The organism is Actinoplanes sp. NPDC023714 (genome assembly GCF_040639855.1).
In the GTDB taxonomy this organism is placed as follows: Bacteria; Actinomycetota; Actinomycetes; order Mycobacteriales; family Micromonosporaceae; genus Actinoplanes.
This window is the reverse complement of the sequence record NZ_JBFAAR010000008.1, coordinates 251,290-271,285: the sequence shown is the minus strand read 5'-3', so window position 1 is coordinate 271,285 and position 19,996 is coordinate 251,290. Positions and strand designations below refer to the sequence as shown.

The following is a 19,996-nucleotide window of genomic DNA, read 5'->3' as shown; positions in this document are numbered from 1 at the left end:
TCTGACACCGAGACCTACAACAAGCCCCGGGCTTCTCCGCCCGGGGCTTGTTTTCTGCCCGGGCCGGGTCGACCGGGGCGAGAGCACCCGAGGAGCAGTCATGACCGCCGAGACCGTGGACCAGAAGACCGGGGCGGGCGCGGAGCCGGCCGCCGCGGCGATCCGTGCCAAGCGTGAGCGCATCGACGAGATCGATCAAGCGATCATCGACCTCTGGCTGGAACGCGCGAGCCTCTCCCAGGAGGTCGGCAAGACCCGCATGGCGAGTGGGGGCACCCGCCTCGTTCTCGCCCGCGAGCGGGAGATCGTCGAGCGCTTCCGCAACGCGCTCGGCCCGGACGGCACCCAGGTGGCCCTGCTCCTGCTCCGTTCAGGCCGAGGCCCCCTGTAACCCTCCCTCCGCAGCGCCCGGAGCCCTCAGCAGATCCCGCAGGCTCCGGGTGCTCCCGGGCCTGGCCTCCGGCAGCTCCGGCAGCTCCGGCAGCTCCGGCAGTCTTGAACGCCTCACCACCGTCCCACCCAGATCTTGGACGCCCCACCCCCGCCTCCCCCGGATCTTGGACGCCTCACCACCGCCTCCCCCAGATCTTGGACGCTCCACCACCGCCTCCCCCCAGATCTTGGACGCCTCACCACCGCCTCCCGGATCTTGGACGCCTCACCACCGTCCCACCCGGATCTTGGACGCCCGACCACCGAATCCGGTGGTGAAACGTCCAAGATCCGCCAGAGCCGGGCGCGCGCGGCGAGCGACACACGGCCGGCAGGCGACCCGCGATGAGCCACGGCAGACGACCCGCGAAGAGCGGCGAACGGCCGCGCTGACCGAATGACGAAGCGGCGACCCGGGAAACCCCCGGGCCGCCGCTATTCGTTTTCGGTCAGCGACCGTGGACCACGTCGCGGATCTCGGCGAAGTGGCAGGCGCTCGGGTGCGGCGACCGGTCGCGGATCTGCAGCAGCGGATCCTGCTGGGCGCAGACGTCCTGGGCCTTCCAGCAGCGGGTCCGGAAGCGGCATCCCGACGGCGGGTTGGCCGGCGACGGCACGTCACCCTCGAGCACGATCTGGTCCCGCTGCCCGCGCAGGCGCGGGTCCGGAACCGGTACGGCGGAGAGCAGAGCCTGCGTGTACGGGTGCGTCGGCTGCTCGTAGATCTCCCGGTCGTACCCGTGCTCCACGATCCGGCCGAGGTACATCACGGCCACCCGGTCGGAGATGTGCCTGACCACCGACAGGTCGTGCGCGATGAAGATGTACGACAGGCCGAACTCGTCCTGCAGACGCTCCAGCAGGTTGATGACCTGGGCCTGGATCGACACGTCGAGCGCCGAGACCGGCTCGTCGCACACGATGATCTCGGGCTTCAGGGCGAGCGCGCGGGCGATGCCGATGCGCTGGCGCTGACCGCCGGAGAACTGGTGCGGGTACCGGTTGATGTGATCCGGGTTCAGGCCGACCGTGTCGAGCAGGTCCTGCACCGCACGCTGCCGGCCCTTCTTCGGGACGACCTCGGGGTGGATCTCGAACGGCTCCCCGATGATGTCGCCGACCGTCATGCGCGGGTTCAGCGACGTGTACGGGTCCTGCAGCACCATCTGGATGTTGCGGCGGGCCTTGCGCAGCTCGTTGCCCTTGAGCCGGACCATGTCCTGACCGCGGACCATGATCGAGCCGGAGGTCGGCTTCTCCAGGCCGACCAGCAGCTTCGCCAGCGTCGACTTGCCACAGCCGGACTCGCCCACGACACCCAGCGTCTCGCCGCGGCGGAGCTGGATGTCGACACCGTCGACCGCGCGGACGGCGCCGACCTTGGTCTTGAAGACGATGCCCTGGGTGATCGGGAAGTGCTTGACGAGACCCTTGGTCTCGAGGACGACGTCACTCACCGAGAACCTCCCGGAAATAGTGGCAACGGGCGGTACGGTGCGGCGCGACGGCGTAGGCCGGCGGCGGCGGGTCCGAACGGCACGGGTCCTTCGCGTACCGGCACCGCGGGTTGAACGCGCACCCCTTCGGGATGTCGGTCAGCGCCGGCGGCAGGCCGCGGATGACGTTGAGCTGCTGGCCCTTCATGTCGAGCCGGGGAATCGACTCGAGAAGAGCGCGAGTGTACGGATGGGCCGGCCGCGAGTAGATGTCGTAGACGGCCGCCTCCTCGACGACCTTGCCCGCGTACATCACGGAGATCCGGTCGGCGACGTCCGCGACCACGCCCATGTCGTGCGTGATCAGGATGAGGCCCATGTTGCGCTGCTGCTGGAGTTCCGCGAGCAGGCCCATGATCTGCGCCTGGACGGTCACGTCGAGAGCCGTGGTGGGCTCGTCGGCGATCAGCACCTCGGGGTCGAGCGCGAGCGCCATGGCGATCATGACGCGCTGGCGCATACCGCCGGAGAACTGGTGCGGGTAGTCGTTGATCCGGGCCTTCGCGGCCGGGATCTTGACCTGGTCGAGCAGCTCGATGGCCCGCTTCTTGGAGTCCGCGCGGGACATCCCGCGGTGCATCCGGAACAGCTCGCTGAGCTGGAACCCGACGTTGTAGACCGGGTTCAGCGCGGAGAGCGCGTCCTGGAAGATCATCGCGATCCGGTTGGCGCGCACCTTGCGGCGCTGCTCCTCCGGGCGGCTCAGCAGGTCGACACCGCGGTAGCGGATCTCGCCCTTGGTGATGAACCCGGGAGGGCTCTCCAGGATGCCCATGATCGCCTGAGCGGTCACGGACTTGCCGCAGCCCGACTCGCCCAGGATCGCGAGGGTCTCGCCCGGGGAGAGCCAGAAGTTCGCGCCGTTGACGGCCTTGGCGACGCCGTACTGGGTGCGGAACTCGACGTGCAGGTCGGTCACCTCGAGCAGAGGTGCGCGCGGATCGATGCCGGGTACGACATCCATTTGCGCCTTGATTTCAGTCACAGGGTCACCGCAACTTCGGGTCGAAGGCGTCGCGGATCGCGTCGCCCAGCATGATGAAGGCCAGCACGGTGGCGGCGAGGAAGATCGACGGCCAGACCAGGGGCTCGGTCGCGACCCGGGCGTACGGCGACGCCTCGGAGATCGAGATACCCCAGCTGATCGCGTCGTTCTTCAGGCCGACGCCGAGGAACGACAGGGTCGCCTCGCTGGCGATGTTCGTGCCCAGCAGGATCGTGAGAACCACGATGAAGGACGCGATGGAGTTCGGCAGGATGTGGCGCAACATGAGACGACCCGAGCCCGCACCGAGCATCCGGCCGGCCGCGACGTAGTCCTGGTTCTTCGACGCGATCACGGCGGATCGCATCACGCGTGCCGCCGACGTCCAGGTCAGCAGGCCCAGGGTCAGCGTCACCGCCAGCACACCGTCCGACTGCGGGGTGACCAGCCGGTTCGACAGCACGATCGCGCCGAGCAGGAACGGGATGCCGAGCATGATGTCGATGCCGCGGGACAGGATCGCGTCGGTCGCGCCGCCGAAGTATCCGGCCGAGAGCCCGAAGATCAGGCCGATGACGCCGGCCAGCAGCGTCGACAGGATGCCCACGATGATCGAGTTCCGGGCGCCGTAGACGGTCTTCGCGAAGACGTCACAGCCCTGGAAGTCGTACCCGAAGTACGCCGAGCCGCTCGCGCCCTTGTGCTGGTTCGCCAGCGTGCAGGCACGCGGGTCGGCCGAGGTGAAGAGCGTGGGCCAGATCGCCATCAGCAGGATGACGAGCACCAGCACGATCGAGACCCAGAAGATCTTGTTCTTCCGGAGGTCGATCCAGGCGTCCCCGGCCAGGCTGCGGGGCTTGTCCGACTTGCCGCGCCCGCGAGGGGCCTCCGCCCCCGGCAGTGTCGAAGGCGCCTCGACAGAGGTGATGGCGTTGGGGTCACTCATAGCGGATCCTGGGGTCGAGGGCGGCGTACAGCAGGTCGACGAGGAGGTTCACGACCAGGAAGATGATCACCAGCACGCTGACGAAGCCGACCACGAGCGGGCCGTCCTCGGTCGTGATCGCGCGGGCGATGTTGAAGCCGACGCCGGGGATGTTGAAGATCTTCTCGGTCACGATGGCGCCGGACATCAGGCCGCCCAGGTCGACGCCGATCAGCGTCACGACCGGGATGAGCGAGTTGCGCAGCACGTGGACCCAGATGACGCGGCGGCGCGTCAGGCCCTTGGCCCGCGCCGTGCGCACGTAGTCGGCCCGCAGGTTCTCGACGACCGAGGTACGGGTGACCCGCAGCTCGGTGGCGATCACGAGGCTGCCCAGCACCAGGGCCGGCAGCAGCAGCTCGTAGAACCCGGCGTCGCGGGTCGCGGTCGGCGGGAACCAGCCCAGCTTGATGCCGAAGACGAGCTGGGCCAGCGGCGCCAGCACGACGATCGGCATCGCGAGCACGACCAGCGTCGCGATCAGGGTGACGTTGTCGAAGAGGCCGCCCCGTTTGATCGCGGAGTAGACGCCCGCCGTGACCGCGATCGTGGCCGCGATCACGATGGCGATCAGCGACAGCTTCAGCGTCACGGGCCACGCGTTGGCGAGCATGTCGGAGATATTCTGACCGGTCAGCGACTTGCCGAGGTCACCGGTGAGAAGACCCTTCATGTAGTACCAGTACTGAGTGAGGAAGCTCTCGTTCAGGTGGTAACGCTCCGTCAGCGCGATGCGCTGACTCTCGGTGATGGGTCGTTCGCCCGCCAAGGCCTGAAGGGGGTCGTCCTGGTTGGCGAACGTCAGCGCGAAAACCACAAAAGTGGCCCCGAAGAATGTCAGGACCATCTGCAGTAAGCGCCGCACGATGTAGCGGAACATACGGGTTTAGCCTCTTCCGCGGAAGAGCGCCGGCCTCGTGAGCACGGCGACGAGGAGGGTGGGTTAACACAGCGGTGGCGCCACGGTTTCACATGATCCGTGACGCCACCACCGTACGAGCGGTTAAATCAGCTGACTACTTCGATCTCGTACAGGTTCACCTTCTGGAAGAGGTCAACGTTGACGTTGGAGACCTTCTCCGAGTAGCCGAACACGTTCTGACCGTTGCGCAGCGGAATCACCGGCATGTCCTTGGCGAGGATATCCTCAGCCTCCTGCCACTTCGCGATGGCCTCCTCCGGAGTGGCGGCCGAGCGACCGGCGGCGACCAGGTCGTCGAAGGCGGTGTTGCTGTACCCGTAGTAGTTCGAGGAACCGTCGGTGCTGTACAGCGGGCCGAGGTAGTTCTCCATCAGCGGGTAGTCCATCAGCCAGCCGAGGCGGATGAGGCCGACCGGCTCCTTCTTCTCGACCTTGGTCAGCAGGTCGGCGAACTTCGGCTCACCGACACCGGTGCAGTTGACGCCGAGCGAGGCCTTGATCTGGTTGCACGTCGCGTCGACCCACGCCTTGTGGGGGCCGTCGGCGTTGTACGTGATCTTCAGCTCGGACGGGCCCTTGGCGGCGGTGTAGAGCTCCTTGGCCTTGGCCGGGTCGTACTTGCAGTTGTCACCACAGGTGTTCTCGCGGTAACCCGCGACCACCGGGGAGACGAACGAGGTCGCCGGGGTCTGCGAACCGAGGAAGACCTGGTCGGTGATCTCCTGGCGGTTGATCGCCATGGAGATGGCCTGCCGGACGCGGACGTCCGCGAACTCCTTCTGGAACGTCGGGAAACCGACGAACTGGAACGCGGAGTTCGGGCTCTTCTGGAACCGGTCGCCCAGGTCGGCCGAGGCCGAGGCGAGGCTCTCGATCGGGATCTGGGTCTGCACGTCGAGGTTGCCCGCGACGAGGTCGGCGTACTGCGCGGCGTCATCCTGGTAGATCTTCCAGGTGATGCCGTCGATCTTCGGAACCTGGCCCTTGAAGTCGGCGACCTTCTCGACCTCGATCGAGGAGTCGTGCTGCCACGTACCCTTGATCTTGAAGGGGCCGTTGCCGATGATGGCGTCCTCGAAGCCCTCGGCGATGACGCCGTCGGACGAGAAGGCGGCCTTCGGCAGCGGGTAGAAGGTGGTGTAGCCGAGCAGCGACGCGAAGCTGGCGAACGGCGCCGACAGCGTGATCTCGATCGTGCTGTCGTCGACCGCCTTCAGACCGGTGAGCTTCTTGGCCTTGGGGTCGGGGGCCGTCTTCGGGCCCTCCTCGCCGTCCGGGTCCTCGCTCTGCAGGTCGGCGTAGCCGGCGATGGTCGAGAAGAAGTAGGAACCGCCCTGGCCGTTCGGACCGTAGGCGCCGTAGTTCCAGGCGTCGACGTAGTTCTGCGCGATGACCGGCTCGCCGTTGTGGAAGGTGAAGCCGGGCTTCAACTTCACGGTCCAGACCTTGTTGGTCTTGTCCGGCGTGATCGCCTCAGCCGCGACCGGGACCGGGTTGTTCTGCTCGTCGAAGTCGACCAGCGGGTAGAACAGCGAGTTCAGAACCTCGGCACCGTTCGACTCCGTCGTGTTCGTCGGAATCAGGTGCTGCGGCTCGGCGATACCGATAACCACAGTATTGGAAGTGGCGGTGGACTCATCGGAGTCACCGCTACCGCAACCGGCGGCCAACAAGGCGATGGCGGTCGCTCCGACCGCCATCTTCCATGGGCTTTTCCCAAGCATGGGAGTGCCTCCTTCAGGGGCGCTCACGAGGGGTTGTGTGAGTAGCTGCCACTGTGACACAGGGGCACGGAAACCAATGAGCGCCGTTATCAAGCCGATATTAGCCGTTTACGTCCGTACGCAGACCCAAAGATCGTTCTTTCGCCGGATTCGACCGGCCTGACCTGCGCGTACGCCCCCTCGTGGCCGCGCGGTCACCCAGTGCGGCCAAACGGCTGATATTTCCCGCCGGAAGGTGGATCTCAAACCAGGCGGCGGTCGGCAGCCCATCGTGACAGCTCGTAGCGGTTGCTCATCTGGAGCTTCCTCAGCACGTTGGACACGTGCGTCTCCACCGTCTTGATGGAGATGAACAGCTCCTTGGCGATCTCCTTGTAGGCGTAGCCGCGCGCCAGGAGCCGCAGCACCTCCCGCTCGCGGTTGGTGAGCTGATCGAGCTCGGGGTCGGCGACCGGCACGTCCGGCCGGGAGGCGAAGGCGTCCAGCACGAAGCCGGCCAGCCGGGGGCTGAACACCGCGTCGCCGTCGGCCACCCGGCGCACCGCGGCGGCCAGCTCGTCCGGCGAGATGGTCTTGGTGACGTAGCCCCGGGCGCCGGCCCGGATCAGGCCGATCACGTCCTCGGCGGCGTCCGAGACGGAGAGCGCCAGGAACTTGACCTGCGGATGGGTCCGCCGGATCGACTCCAGCACCGCCCGGCCGCCGCCGTCCGGCATGTGCACGTCGAGCAGCACCACGTCGGGGCGGATCGCGCCGATCCGGCTGATCGCCTCGGCCACCGAGCTCGCCTCGCCCACCACCTCGACGTGCGCGCCCAGCTCGGCGCGGACCCCGGCGCGGAACATCGCGTGGTCGTCGACGAGGAAGACGGTCAGCCTGCGGGCGGCCTCGGCCGGCTGCTCTGCTGCGGGCTCGGTCATCGTGCATGCTCCTTACCTGCGGTCACGCTCTCCCGGGAGACGGGAAGCATGAGCCGCACCTCCGTACCGTCGCCGGGCGCGCTGCGGATCTCGGCGCGCCCGCCGTGGCGCTGCATGCGCCCGATGATCGACCCTCGTACGCCGTGCCGGGTCTCCGCCACGCCGTCCAGCTCGAAGCCCGCGCCGCGATCCCGGACGAAGACGCTCAATTCGTCCTCCTCCACCTCGGCGTAGAGCGAGATCGTCTGCACGCCGGCGTGGCGTGCCGCGTTGACCAGCGCCTCGCGGGCCGCCGCCACCAGCGCGGCCACCCGGTCGTCGCACTGGGTGTCGCCGACCACCACGGTCTCCACGGTGATCGCGTAGGTGTCCTCGACCTCGGCCGCGGCCTGCTCGAGCGCCGCCGCGAACCGCTCGGTCGGCGAGGCGGTCGGCTTGTAGAGCCAGTTGCGCAGGCTGCGCTCCTGGCCGCGGGCGAGCCGCTGCACCTCCTTGATGTCGGCCGAGTTGCGCTGGATCAGCGCGAGCGTGTGCAGCACCTGGTCGTGGATCATGGCGGCCAGCTCGGCGCGCTCCTGCTCCCGGATCCGGCCCTCGCGCTCGGCGCGCAGCTGGCCGAAGGTGCGCCAGAGCAGCGGGGCGACGACCACGCCGACGCCGACCAGGCCGACGAAGGCGAAGATCACGCCGTTGAACACCGCGGAGATCGAGTTGTCGGGTGCGTAGACCGCGACCACGCCGATCAGGCCGATCGCGACGAGGATGCCTCCGCCGATGAAGCGGAGGATGAAGGAACGCCGATCATTCTCGGACACGATGGCGGCGAGCCACGGCGTCGAGGCGATGTTGTAGTCGGCGCTCGCCTCGCGCCGGCTCGGGTCGGATTGGTGCCAGATCACGCCGGCGCCGACCGCGATCACCGCGATCATCCAGCCGGCGGTGGTGGCCACCTGATCGTCGAAGACGAGGGCCTGGAGGAGCACCACCCCGAGGCCGATCGCGGCGAACGGGGCGAGGGCGGAGAGGTCGCGGCGGGCCGGCTCCTCGTCGCCGCGCGCCTCCTGCGGGAGCACCGCCCAGTAGGCGGCGTAGAGAAGCAGTCCCAGGGCGTTGAAGCCGAGCAGGACCACGAGCGCGATGCGCACCGCCAGCACCGGCAGGCCGAGATGGCGCGCCAGCCCGGCGGCGACACCCGCGACGATGCGGTGATCGCGCGGCCGGTACAACCGGCGCGGCTGAGGTACGGCGGTGGTGGTGATCGCACTGCTCCCTTCTCTGCCCTTCGATCGTCACACGTCACGCGGCCGGGGGCCACGGGTTACCACCCTGGGAAACCGGGCCCCAGGATCTCAGGGTGGCCTCAGGGTCGGCTCCGGAAGCGCGTCGGGTGACCGGGCGAGCACGATCGAAGCATGAACGACGAAGCTGCCGGAACCCGCGGACCTTCCACGCCGGGCGCCGGTCCACAGGGCGCCACGGCACCTTCCTCCCCTCAGCCCGACGCCTCCTCGGGCCCGCAGCCCCCGCCGCCGGGCGCGGAGAGCCCGTATGGGGCGAACGTCCCGCCCTGGCTCGCCAACGCCGGCGCCGCGTTCGCCCGCCAGCAGCTGGTGCGCCCGCGCAACGGCCGCTACGTCGCCGGCGTCTGCGGCGCGCTGGCCCGGGCCACCAACACCGACCCGGTGCTCTGGCGCGTGCTGCTCGGCGTGCTCGGCATCCTCGGCGGCACCGGCGTGCTGCTCTACCTCATCGGCTGGCTGATCATCCCGTCCGAGGGCGACACCGCCTCGCCGGTCGAGTCGCTGCTCGGCAAGGGCCACTCCGGGATGGCGCCGCTCTCGGTGGTGCTGCTCGGCAGCGCCGCACTGCTGACCTTCGCGTTCATCGTGAACTCGGGCGCCCGGGCCAGCATGCTCGCCGCCGCGGTGGTGCTCGGCGCCTTCCTGCTGATCAAGCGGGGCGGCGTGCCGAACCGGGACGGCTACGCGCCGGCTCCGGGGGCCGCGCCGCCGCCTCCGCCCGCACCCGTCGACGACCCGACGCTCGCGTTCACGACTCCGCCCGCGGCCGGCGTGCCCGGCGCCACCGCCCATGCGGCCGGCGCCTCCGGGGCCACCGCTCCGACGGCCACCCCCTCCCCGGCGACCGCTCCGGCGGCCACCACGGCCGTCCCGGCCACCACAGACCCGGCCACCACTGACCCGGCCGGCGCCGACCCGACGGGCACCGCGGCCGCCGACCGGCCGACCGTCGATCAGCCTGCGGCTCCCGGCGACCCGGTGACGCCGGCCCCGCCGCGCTACGAGCCGCCGCTGTTCAGCCCGCCCGCCGAGGGATACCGCCCGCCGTTCGCGCCGCACGGCCCGTTCGCCGGCTCCACCGTCCCGCCGGCGCCGCCCGCCCCGGCCAAGCCGCCGAAACCGCCGAAGCCCCCGCGCGAGCGCTCGGTCCTCGGCCGCCTGACCTTCTTCGCCGTGGTCGTGGTGATGGGCCTGCTGGCCGTGCTCGACATGGCCGGGGTGAACGTGGTGGTCTCCGCCTACTTCGCGGCGGCCCTCGCCACCATCGCGGTCGGCCTGATCGTCGGCGCCTGGTTCGGCCGGGCCCGCGGACTCATCGCGCTCGCCCTGATCGCCACGATGGGCCTGTTCGTCTCGACCGGCACCGAGCGCTGGGGCGGCGAGTTCCGGGACAGCGTCTACCGCCCGGCGAACCTGTCCGAGCTCGCCGACCAGTACGACTTCACCTTCGGCAACGTGACGCTCGACCTGCGCGACGTCGACTTTGCCGGAGCCGGAGCCGAAGCCGGAGCCGGAGCCGGAGCAGAGGCCGACCAGCTCACCACCGTGAACATGAAGGTCGGTCAGCTGCGGGTGCTGCTGCCCCCGGAGGTCGACACCACCGTCGACGTCTCCGGCGGCGGGATCCGGACCGTGCTGTTCGGCACCGAGAGCGCCCCGTCCGACAACGCCCGGCAGACCGTGACCGACCTGGGCCGGGACGGGACCGGCGGCGGCAACCTCCGCCTCGACCTGCGGCTCGACACCGGAAACCTGGAGGTGGCCCGATGAAGCCGCACCGCATGGACGGCGTGTCCCTGACCTTCGGCATGATCTTCCTGGGCATCGCCTTCTGGTGGGCGATCTCCCGGGTGATCACGGTCCACCTGCCCGCCGTGGGCTGGATCGTCGCGGCGGCCCTGATCTTCTTCGGGGTGATCGGCCTGTTCGGCGCGATCCGCTCGAACCGCCGCGAGGAGCAGCCGGCCCCGGTCGCGGCCGAGGCCCGGATCGAGACGCCCGGCGACCTTCCCCCGGAGATGCACGCCTCGATCGTGCAGGAGCTGCTCGACGACCCGGCCCACCGGTTCGAGAAGGAACAGCACAGGGACTGACGAGTTGCCCCGCCCGCCAGGAAGCATCCAGCGGGCGGGGCAATATGCTCGTTCAATGACCCCGTATCCCGCCGTGACCACCACGCCTGTACCCGGCGTGGGTGCCCGGGCCGCCCGTATCCTGACCGCCGAGTTCGCCCGGCAGAACGCGGCCACGTCCGCCCTGCTCATCGGCGCCGACCACGCCTCCGCGGTGGTCGCGGCGGCGGTCGAGGCGCTGCTGCCCGGTGACACCCTGACCCTCGTCCCCGGTGAGCACAGCAGCACCGATCTGCTGCGCGGCCACATCACCGGCCTGGGCAGCTGGGTCGCCGAACGGGTGAGGATCGTCGAGTCGCTGGACGAGGCGCAGCCCGCCGACGTCGTGATCGCCGCCGAGCCCCTCACCGGCACCGCCGAGGAGACCCGGACCCTGCTCGACCGGCTCGGCAAGTACCTCTCCGACGGCGGCGTGCTCTCGGTCGCCACCCCGGCCGTTCCGGGCCGGACCGGCGGCGCCGCGGCCGAGCTGTTCCGCCAGGGCGCCCTCTTCGGCGTCGGCTCCGACCTGGTCGTCCGCAACCAGCCGCCGCTGCGGGTGCACAAGCTCCGCTTCTCGCCGGCCGCGGTGTCGACGGCCGCGACCCTGGCCCCCGCCTACCGGACCTCGAGCGTGCCGGTCACCCGGACCATGCACATCGACTCGAACGGCGTGGCCGCCGCCGGCATCGCGCTCGGCCTCGCCGCCCTCGCCCGCCGGGCCCGGCCGAAGTCGAAGCTCTGGCTGCTGCCGGCGCTCGCCGCCGCCCCGGTCGCGGCGTTCTTCCGGGACCCGGAGCGGGAGGGCCCGACCGACCCGTCCGCCGTGGTCGCCTCCGCCGACGGCAAGGTGCTGTCGGTGGAGCGGATGCACGACGAGCGCTTCGGCCCGGGCGAGTTCCTGCGCATCGCGGTCTTCCTGTCCGTCTTCGACGTGCACGTGAACCGCTCGCCGGTGGCCGGCCGGGTCGCCGACTACTTCGTCGAGGAGGGCGGCTACGCGAACGCGATGACCGCCGCGGCCGAGCACAACGTGGCCGCCTACACGGTCCTCGACACCGACCACGGCACGGTCGCGGTGGCGCAGCGGACCGGCCTGATCGCCCGCCGGATCGTGCAGCGGGCGCCGGTCGGCACCCTGCTCGCGCGCGGCGAGCGGTACGGGCTGATCCGCTTCGGCTCGCGCACCGACGTCTACCTGCCCGCCGACAAGGCGGAGGCGCTGGTCACCCCGCACGAGCGCGTCGTCGGCGGCACCACGGTGATCGCCCGCTGGAAGTGATCCGCGGATGAGAAAAGGGCCGCACCGAAGTGCGGCCCTTTTCTCATGGGAAGACTCAGATGTGGGAAGGGTCAGACGCGCTTGGCGCGCATCCAGAGCACCGGGCCACTCGCCAGGTAGGTCGCGACGATCAGCACGAACGCCATCTGCGGCTGGATCAGCGCGCCGACGATCGGGAGCAGGAGCAGCCACGGCGGCAGCTTCACGATCCGGGCGAGTTTCGCGTAGGGGAAGCTCGACACCATCGCGAACGCCAGCAGCGTCACGCCGCCGAGCAGCACCACGCCGGGCAGGTCGAGACCGATCAGCACGGTGAGCGCCAGCACCGCCGCGACCAGGGTGGTCGGCACGCCGCTGAAGAACCGGCCGTCCTTCGGCGAGACGTTGAAGCGGGCCAGCCGGATCGCGGCGCAACCGGCCACGAACGCGCAGGCGACCGCGGCGGCGGCCGGCGGGACCGAGTCGGCCAGCGAGGCGTAGACCACGACCGGCGCGGCGAGGCCGAACGAGCACATGTCGGCCAGCGAGTCCATCTGGGCGCCGAACGGGCTGGAGACGCCCAGCTTGCGGGCGAGCGCGCCGTCCAGGCCGTCGAACGCGACGCAGGCGACCAGGCAGGCGGCCGCGATCCGGACGTCGCCGTCCATGGCCAGGAAGATCGCCATGAGGCCCAGCGCGAGGCTGGCCAGGGTGCACGCGTTGACCAGCGCGAAGCTGGCCTTGCGGGAGATGGTGTGCTCGCCGGGGAGCAGCGAGATCGCGTCGGGCTCGGCCTCGACCTCGGGCTTGGTCACGGTGACGGGCACCGCGGGAACGGCGAGGGCCGGGGTGTAAAGCACCTCGGCACGGGTCGCGGTCGCGGCGCGACCGGTCTCGGCGGAGCGGCGGCCCACCCGAACCAACAGGGCTTGCCGAGCGAGAGTCCCGCCGCGGCGCAGCCGGCCAGCCCAACGACGCCCGGCGGGACGGGGACTATCCGTCGATCGACGCCGGCGCCAAGGGGTACTCGGCACGTGCTTCCTCCATGGAGTTCGGTGGTTCCGCCGGAGACCGGCGAAATGCGGGTTACACCTTCGCACACCCCTGACGGCCTTGGCGAGAGGCGCATGATCCTTAAGAACAACACCGGCGTCCAAGAGTTTCATCCACTCTCGGCCTTCCGTACCCCAGATTTTAGCCCTTCCGGGCGAGCGCCTCCCGGGACAGCTCGGTGAGAGGGAGGCCGGAAAGCTCGCCGGGAGCGAACCAGGCGGCCTCGGACGTCGATCCGCCGGCCGCCTCGGTCACCGCTGCGGGAGTCGGTTCGTCCAGTCTGACCTCGTAGAACACTCTGATCACATGCCAGTCGAGGGGAACGCCCTCGGGACCGAGCGCAGCCGGGTCATAGCGGTGGGAAACACCCAGAAGGTCGACGACACGGCCGCGTTGCGACGTCTCCTCGACGAGTTCCCGGGCGAGCGCCTCCTCGGGCGTCTCGCCGAAGTCCGTGCCGCCGCCCGGCAGGTGCCACCGTCCCCCTCCCGGGTAACCCTCGGCGATCCGGGTGAGAAGAACCCGTCCGTCCGGGTCGGTGGCCAGCGCATAGGCGCCGAACCGCTGCACCGGGCCCGGCGGCCTTTGAAATTCAACTTCGGGGCGGGGTACGACGGGAGCGCCGCGGCCGGCGCCCAGGACCTCCGCGGTGAACGGGAGCATGGGCAGCCCCGCCACGTCCGCGGGCGCCACCCACGCCGCCAGGTCGGTCGTGCCGTCCAGCTCGTCGCGCAGGTCGCCGCCGGTGGCCTCGACCTCGTAGAGGATCCGGTCGGTGTGCTCGACCGAGTCGTCCGGCAGCAGGGTGAGGTCGGCGGTGGCGGCGCGCACCGCGACGATGCGCACCGACAGCCCGGTCTCCTCGGCGAACTCCCGGACGATCGTGTCGTCCGGGTGCTCACCGTGGTCGATGCCGCCGCCGGGCAGCGACCAGACGCCGGGGAACGCCGCGAGATCCGATCCGCGGGTGAGCAACACCCGGCCACCGGTGTCGCGGCAGACGCCGTACGCCGCCGCCCTTCTCCGAAGAATCACATGATCAGATTAGTCGCGCCGCGCGCAGGGCGTCCGCCGTGACTTCGGTGAGCTGCTCGGCGGCCAGCCCGGCCACGTCCTTGAGCGGCATCCAGCGGGCCTCGTCGGTCGAGCCGCCCACGTCGTGGATGGTCACCTCGGTCGGGTGGTCGACGACGACGCGGTAGAACGCGCGGACGCCGTGCCAGTCGATCGGGTAGCCCTCCGGGCCGAGCGAGGCGGCGTCCCGGTGGCTCGCGACGCCGAGCAGCTCGACGATCCGGCCCTCCTGGCCGGTCTCCTCGACGAGCTCGCGGATCAGCGCCGGGCCGGGCTGCTCGCCGTAGTCGGTGCCGCCGCCGGGCAGGTGCCAGCAGCCGGCGCCCGGGTATCCCGGCGAGATCCGGGTGAGCAGCAGGTTCTCGTACGGATCGGTGGCGATCGCGTAGGCCGCGAAGCGCTGCGCCCGGTGCAGCCCGTCCGGCCCCTCATAGGCATAGAAGGACGGGAACGTCGGCGGCACATCCGGGCGCAGGTCCCGGGAGGCGGCCGGGAGCCCGAGCGCGTCCGCCGCGAACGGCCGCAGCTTGAGCTGCGAGGCCTCCTCGAGGGTGTGCCAGCGGGCCAGGTCGGTGGAGTGCCCGACCCGGTCGATCAGGTTGCCACCGCGCACCGACACCGAATAGATCAGGCGGTCGGTGTGGATGGTGACGCCTCGGTGCGGCATGGAGCGCATGTCGGCCAGGACGTCGTGCAACCCGGTCACGGCGACGGAGAGCCCGGTCTCCGCCGCGGTCTCGCGGACGACGGTGTGATTGGGGTCTTCGCCGTGGTCGACGGCGCCGCCGGGCAGCGACCAGACTCCGGGGGTGCCGGATTTGGCCGAGGCCCGGACCAGGAGGACGCGGCCCTCGTCGTCGCGGGCGACGGCGTAGGCGGCGATCCTGCGGAGCGGTTCCAGTGCGGGGGTCACGGCGGCATTCTGCCCGGAATATGTTAACTCTCAAGAACTTCTGTCAGGTTCCTGACAGTGGGATAGCAGTGAGTAATCGCAGCTCAGGGCGATTTTACCCGCCCTGAGCTATTGATCCACTACCGAGAGTCACTCCCACTCGATGGTGCCCGGCGGCTTGCTCGTGACGTCCAGGACCACCCGGTTGACCTCGCGAACCTCGTTGGTGATCCGGTTCGAGATGGTGGCGATGACGTCGTAGGGCAGCCGGGACCAGTCGGCGGTCATGGCGTCCTCGCTGGAGACCGGGCGCAGCACGACCGGGTGGCCGTAGGTGCGGCCGTCGCCCTGGACGCCCACGCTGCGCACGTCGGCGAGCAGCACCACCGGGAACTGCCAGACGTCCCGGTCGAGGCCGGCCGCGGTCAGCTCCTGGCGGGCGATCAGGTCGGCCTGGCGCAGGATGTCGAGCCGATCGCGGTCGACCGCGCCGATGATCCGGATCGCCAGGCCGGGGCCCGGGAACGGGTGGCGCTGCACCATCGCCTCGGGCAGGCCGAGCTCGGCGCCGAGCGCGCGGACCTCGTCCTTGAAGAGGGTGCGCAGCGGCTCGATCAGCGCGAACTGCAGGTCGTCCGGGAGACCGCCGACGTTGTGGTGGGACTTGATGTTCGCGGTGCCGGTGCCCCCGCCGGACTCGACGACGTCCGGGTAGAGGGTTCCCTGGACCAGGAACTCGATGTGCCGCTCGGCATCCAGGTCGCGGGCGGCCGCTTCGAACGTACGGATGAACTCGCGACCGATGATCTTGCGCTTCTGCTCCGGATCGGTGACGCCGGCCAGGTGCCCGAGGAACTGCTCCTCGGCGTCGACCACCACGAGCCGGATGCCGGTCGCGGCGACGTAGTCCTTCTCGACCTGCTCCCGCTCGCCCGAGCGCAGCAGGCCGTGGTCGACGAAGACGCAGGTGAGCTGGTCGCCGATGGCCTTGTGCACGAGGGCCGCGGCGACCGCCGAGTCGACGCCGCCGGACAGGCCGCAGATGACCTGCTTGTCGCCGACCTGCTCGCGGATCGCGGCGACCTGGTCGTCGATGATGTTGCCGGCGGTCCAGGTCGGCTCGATGCCGGCGATGTCGTAGAGGAACCGCTTGAGCATCTCCTGGCCCTGCTCGGTGTGCGCCACCTCGGGGTGGAACTGCACGCCGGCCCGCTTCGCGGTGAGGTCCTCGAAGGCCGCGACCGGGGCGCCCGGGGTCGACGCGGTGACCGCGAATCCCTGCGGGGCCACCGCGACGCTGTCGCCGTGGCTCATCCAGACCGGCAGGTCGGCCGGCAGATCACGGAGGAGGGTGCCGCCCTGGGCGGCGAGGAGGGTACGCCCGTACTCCCGGGAGCCGGTGTGCGCGACCGTGCCGCCGAGGGCCTGGGCCATCGCCTGGAAGCCGTAGCAGATGCCGAAGACCGGCACGTCGCTGTCGAACAGCCCGGCGTCGAGCGACGGGGCGCCCGGCTCGTAGACGCTGGACGGGCCACCGGACAGGATGATCGCGGCGGGGTTCTTCGCCAGCATCTCGGCCACCGGCATCGAGTGCGGGACGATCTCCGAGTAGACACGGGCCTCACGGACCCGGCGGGCGATCAGCTGGGCGTACTGGGCGCCGAAGTCGACGACGAGCACGGGACGCGGGGTACTCACCCGGCGAGTTTACCGGCGGCACGCCGAGGCCCCACCAGCGGTGGGGCCTCGGCACACTGCGATCAGCGACGGTAGTAGGTACGCGTCGCCAGCTTCTTCACGTTGCCCGCCTTGTCGTACGCGCGGACGACGACCTTCATGGTCTTCTTCTGCTTCGACACCTTGAAGGACAGGCTGTAGCCGGCCTTCGTGTCGGTCGCCACGACCTTGCCGTTCACCAGCAGCTGGACCTTGGCGACCTTGTACTTGTCACTGGCCTTCACCTTGACCGTGACGGTGCCCTTCACCTTGGCCTTGTTCTTCGGGGCCTTGGTGATCGTCACCTTGGGAGCCGTGTTGTCGGCGACCACCCAGGTGTGCGGCGTCCAGCCGACGTTGCCGGCCTTGTCGGTGATCCGCAGCTGGATCTTGATCGGGCCGTTCTTGCCCGCCGTGTTCAGCTTCGGCGCGAACGGGGACACGTAGTCCCAGCTGTGCCACTTGCCGTTCACGTAGAGATCCACGTTGCGGATGCCCGAGCCGCCCGGGTCCGACAGCCGGGTGGGGCTGATCGTGCGGGAGGCGCGGACCAGCGTGTTCTTCGCGATCCCGATCCCGGCGGTCGGCTTCGCGGTGTCGGTGCCCTTGTAGGTGACCGCGGCCTCCGCGTTCACCAGGCCCTTCGCCACCCAGCCGCCGATCGGGCGGGCCGTGTTGAGGATGGCGCGCTGCACGCTCCACCCGCTCCACGACGGGTTCTTCGACTGCACGAGCGCGGCGACGCCGGCGACCAGCGGGGCCGAGAACGAGGTGCCCTGCACCTCGTAGTCGTTGTAGTACCAGTCCCAGCAGGCGGCCGTGTTGCCGTCCCAGCAGTACACGCCGTTGTTGCGCATGCCGGCCGTGATGGCCGGAGCCGCCACGTCGACCCAGCTCGCGCCGTAGCTCGAGAACTCGACACGGCGGTTGTCGCCGGCCCGGGTGTCGGTGCCGCCGACCGCCAGCACGTCGCCGTAGGCCGCCGGATACATCCGCTGGCCGGTGCCCTCGTTTCCGGCCGCCGCCACGACGAGCGCGCCGCGCCCGTTCGCGTAGGCGATCGCGTTCTGGAGGGTCGACGAGCTGTCCGGGCCGCCGAGCGACAGGTTGATGATCTTCGCGCCCTGCTTGGCCGCGTAGATGACGCCCGCCGCGACGTCCGCGTAGCTGCCGGAGCCCTCGCTGTCGAGCACCTTGACCGGGAGGATCTGGCACTGCGCGCAGACGCCGGCCATGCCGGAGCCGTTGTTCGTCTTGGCGGCGATCAGCGACGCCACCACGGTGCCGTGCGGGAAGTCGCCGTCGTCGGACGCGTTGCTGTCCTTGTTGACGAAGTCGTAGCCCTTGAGCACCTTGCCGGACAGGTCGCCGACCGAGGACACGCCGGTGTCCACGACCGCCACCTTGATCGCCGCCCCGGTCGTGGTGTTCCACGCGCCGGGGACCTTGATCTGCCCGAGCTCGGGCTGGTGCCCGCCGGAGTAGATCGGGTCGTTCGGCGTGACGGCGAACGACTTCGCCGTCGGGTCGACCTCGACGTACGCGACGTTCGGGTCCTTCCGCAGCGCCGTGATCACCGACGCCTTCTGCGAGGCCGGCACCTCCAGCGGCTTGGCCTGCACCTCGGCCAGGGCGGAGCGGAGCGCGCTGCCACCGGAGAGGTTCTTGATCCCGAAGCCGGACAGTGTGGACAGTGAGGCGTCGGGGTCGACGCCGGCCTTGAGGCCCACCACGAGCCGGACCTGCTTGGCGTCCCACGCCTGGGCGGGACCGGCCACGCCGGCCACACCCACGCCGGCCGCCAGGCCCGCGGTGATGATGCCGGCGAGAACGCGCCGGCTGGAAGAATTCATACTTCGAGACCTCCCCGTCGCGACCGCCGGGGGGTCGGCGAATCGCCGGGCCAGCGTACTGGTGATCTTCTAAAACGCAATACCGGTTTCATTGAACGAGATATGTACGGGCATTGAGCACTACAACGATGTCCTTTACTGTTCCGCTATGCGGAACAGCAAGATCACCTGGGCGGTGATCGCCGGTGCGATCGTGGCGTTGCTCGCCGGCGTGGGCGTCGCCATCGCGATGAATCGGAGCTCGGACAGCCCGGCAGCCAAGCCGGCGAGCTCCGCGGCGGCCTCGCAGCCGGCCGCGCCGCCGGCCTCGGCCGCCCCGTCGGTCTCCCCCGGCGCCGACATCGAGGGACCGCTCGACCTGGTCCTCGTCGGCGTCGACACCCGGGTCAGCATCCCCGGCTGGGAACCGCACGCCGACACGGTGATGCTGCTGCACGTCAACGCCGACCTGAAGTCCGCATACCTCTATTCCCTGCCCCGCGACCTCCGCGTCGACATGCCCGCCTACAAGAAGGCGGGCTTCGCGGGCGGCCGCCACAAGCTCACCGAGGCGATGAGCCGCGGCTCGCGGATTCCGGGCGAGAAGACCAAGAAGAGCGTGGAGCAAGGGTACGAGCTGCTGACGCGCTCGCTCAGCGAATACACCGGCATCAAGGAGTTCCAGGGCGGCGCCGTCCTCACCTTCGCCGGCCTGTCGAAGCTCGTCGACGCGCTCGGCGGCATCGACATGACGATCGACCAGAGGGTGAAGTCGCGGCACCACAAGCCGGACGGCTCGAACCGGCCGCTCGCGCCCGGCGGCGGCGACCACACCGGGCCGCAGATGGTCTACCAGCCCGGCGAGCGGCACCTGGTCGGCTGGCAGGCCACCGACTACGCGCGCCAGCGGTACGGGCTGCCGAACGGCGACTACGACCGGCAGCGGCACCAGCGGCAGATGGTCAGCGCGATCTTCACGAAGGCGCTCTCCCAGGACATCATGGACCCGGCCAAGCTGGGCGACGTGATCGAGGCGGTCGGCGAGTCCCTCGTCTACGTGGGCGGGCGTACGCCTTTCGAGTACGCGTACGCGCTCCGCGACCTCACCCCGGAGAACATCACCCTGGTCGACCTGCCCGGCACCGGCGTCTCCAGCGGCGGGAAATACCTCGGTGAGCAGCTCAAGGCCGAGGGGAGCGGCTTCCTCAAGGCGCTCGTGAAGGGTAAGGCCGACGACTACCTCGCCGACCATCCGAAGCTGGTCGACAAGCTGTAGAACGTACCCTCGGATG

Annotated in this window: 17 protein-coding genes; 5 read left to right on the top strand and 12 right to left on the bottom strand. The window is 70.0% G+C overall.

Annotated elements, in window-relative coordinates; translation table 11 throughout:
* Positions 1-100 precede the first annotated feature (100 nt).
* A complete protein-coding gene (locus tag AB0G10_RS31300; protein WP_127546021.1) occupies positions 101-391 on the top strand; it encodes a chorismate mutase in 291 nt (96 codons plus the stop codon).
* Positions 392-881: 490 nt separating this feature from the next.
* Here AB0G10_RS31300 and AB0G10_RS31295 read toward each other — a convergent pair whose 3' ends face one another.
* From AB0G10_RS31295 to AB0G10_RS31265, 7 genes are all read right to left on the bottom strand, one after another.
* Positions 882-1,889 (bottom strand): dipeptide ABC transporter ATP-binding protein, encoded by a 1,008-nt coding sequence (locus AB0G10_RS31295; RefSeq protein WP_360929672.1) that lies wholly within the window; start codon positions 1,887-1,889, stop codon positions 882-884.
* Positions 1,882-2,892 (bottom strand): ABC transporter ATP-binding protein, encoded by a 1,011-nt coding sequence (locus AB0G10_RS31290; protein WP_360929669.1) that lies wholly within the window; start codon positions 2,890-2,892, stop codon positions 1,882-1,884. The genes AB0G10_RS31295 and AB0G10_RS31290 overlap by 8 nt, the downstream gene beginning before the upstream one ends.
* Before the next feature lie 25 nt (positions 2,893-2,917).
* Positions 2,918-3,859: an ABC transporter permease gene (locus AB0G10_RS31285; RefSeq protein ID WP_360929666.1), complete on the bottom strand. Its 942-nt coding sequence runs from the start codon at positions 3,857-3,859 to the stop codon at positions 2,918-2,920.
* Positions 3,852-4,778, bottom strand: coding sequence for an ABC transporter permease (locus AB0G10_RS31280; protein WP_360929664.1), 927 nt, complete (start codon positions 4,776-4,778; stop codon positions 3,852-3,854). Before AB0G10_RS31280 ends, AB0G10_RS31285 begins: the two co-directional genes overlap by 8 nt.
* 128 nt (positions 4,779-4,906) lie before the next feature.
* Positions 4,907-6,520, bottom strand: a complete 1,614-nt coding sequence (locus AB0G10_RS31275; protein WP_360930022.1) for an ABC transporter substrate-binding protein — start codon at positions 6,518-6,520, stop codon at positions 4,907-4,909.
* Between the two features lie 266 nt (positions 6,521-6,786).
* A complete protein-coding gene (locus tag AB0G10_RS31270; protein ID WP_360929661.1) occupies positions 6,787-7,464 on the bottom strand; it encodes a response regulator transcription factor in 678 nt (225 codons plus the stop codon).
* Positions 7,461-8,690: a PspC domain-containing protein gene (locus AB0G10_RS31265; RefSeq protein ID WP_360929658.1), complete on the bottom strand. Its 1,230-nt coding sequence runs from the start codon at positions 8,688-8,690 to the stop codon at positions 7,461-7,463. The genes AB0G10_RS31270 and AB0G10_RS31265 overlap by 4 nt, the downstream gene beginning before the upstream one ends.
* Positions 8,691-8,876: 186 nt before the next feature.
* Between AB0G10_RS31265 and AB0G10_RS31260 the strand changes: the two genes are divergently transcribed.
* Genes AB0G10_RS31260 through AB0G10_RS31250 form a run of 3 tightly spaced genes read left to right on the top strand, consistent with a single transcriptional unit; the run spans position 8,877 to position 12,158 of the window.
* The gene (locus AB0G10_RS31260; RefSeq protein ID WP_360929655.1) at positions 8,877-10,535 is read left to right on the top strand and encodes a PspC domain-containing protein; all 1,659 of its coding nucleotides are present in this window, start codon (positions 8,877-8,879) and stop codon (positions 10,533-10,535) included.
* Positions 10,532-10,858, top strand: a complete 327-nt coding sequence (locus AB0G10_RS31255) for a hypothetical protein (protein ID WP_360929652.1) — start codon at positions 10,532-10,534, stop codon at positions 10,856-10,858. The genes AB0G10_RS31260 and AB0G10_RS31255 overlap by 4 nt, the downstream gene beginning before the upstream one ends.
* Before the next feature lie 55 nt (positions 10,859-10,913).
* Positions 10,914-12,158: a phosphatidylserine decarboxylase gene (locus tag AB0G10_RS31250; RefSeq protein WP_360929649.1), complete on the top strand. Its 1,245-nt coding sequence runs from the start codon at positions 10,914-10,916 to the stop codon at positions 12,156-12,158.
* Between the two features lie 71 nt (positions 12,159-12,229).
* Here AB0G10_RS31250 and AB0G10_RS31245 read toward each other — a convergent pair whose 3' ends face one another.
* From AB0G10_RS31245 to AB0G10_RS31225, 5 genes are all read right to left on the bottom strand, one after another.
* On the bottom strand, positions 12,230-13,096 hold the full coding sequence (locus AB0G10_RS31245; RefSeq protein WP_360930019.1) for a CDP-alcohol phosphatidyltransferase family protein: 867 nt from the start codon (positions 13,094-13,096) through the stop codon (positions 12,230-12,232).
* Positions 13,097-13,331: 235 nt separating this feature from the next.
* The gene (locus AB0G10_RS31240; RefSeq protein WP_360929646.1) at positions 13,332-14,225 is read right to left on the bottom strand and encodes an NUDIX domain-containing protein; all 894 of its coding nucleotides are present in this window, start codon (positions 14,223-14,225) and stop codon (positions 13,332-13,334) included.
* 4 nt (positions 14,226-14,229) lie between these two features.
* The gene (locus AB0G10_RS31235; RefSeq protein WP_360929643.1) at positions 14,230-15,177 is read right to left on the bottom strand and encodes an NUDIX domain-containing protein; all 948 of its coding nucleotides are present in this window, start codon (positions 15,175-15,177) and stop codon (positions 14,230-14,232) included.
* Positions 15,178-15,306: 129 nt separating this feature from the next.
* Positions 15,307-16,854 (bottom strand): glutamine-hydrolyzing GMP synthase, encoded by a 1,548-nt coding sequence (guaA, locus tag AB0G10_RS31230; protein ID WP_360929640.1) that lies wholly within the window; start codon positions 16,852-16,854, stop codon positions 15,307-15,309.
* Positions 16,855-16,916: 62 nt separating this feature from the next.
* Entirely contained in the window at positions 16,917-18,725 is a 1,809-nt protein-coding gene (locus tag AB0G10_RS31225; protein WP_360929637.1) for a S8 family serine peptidase, read from the bottom strand.
* Between the two features lie 148 nt (positions 18,726-18,873).
* Here AB0G10_RS31225 and AB0G10_RS31220 point away from each other — a divergent pair, with 148 nt between their 5' ends.
* Positions 18,874-19,980: an LCP family protein gene (locus AB0G10_RS31220; RefSeq protein ID WP_360929634.1), complete on the top strand. Its 1,107-nt coding sequence runs from the start codon at positions 18,874-18,876 to the stop codon at positions 19,978-19,980.
* Positions 19,981-19,996: the final 16 nt, after the last annotated feature.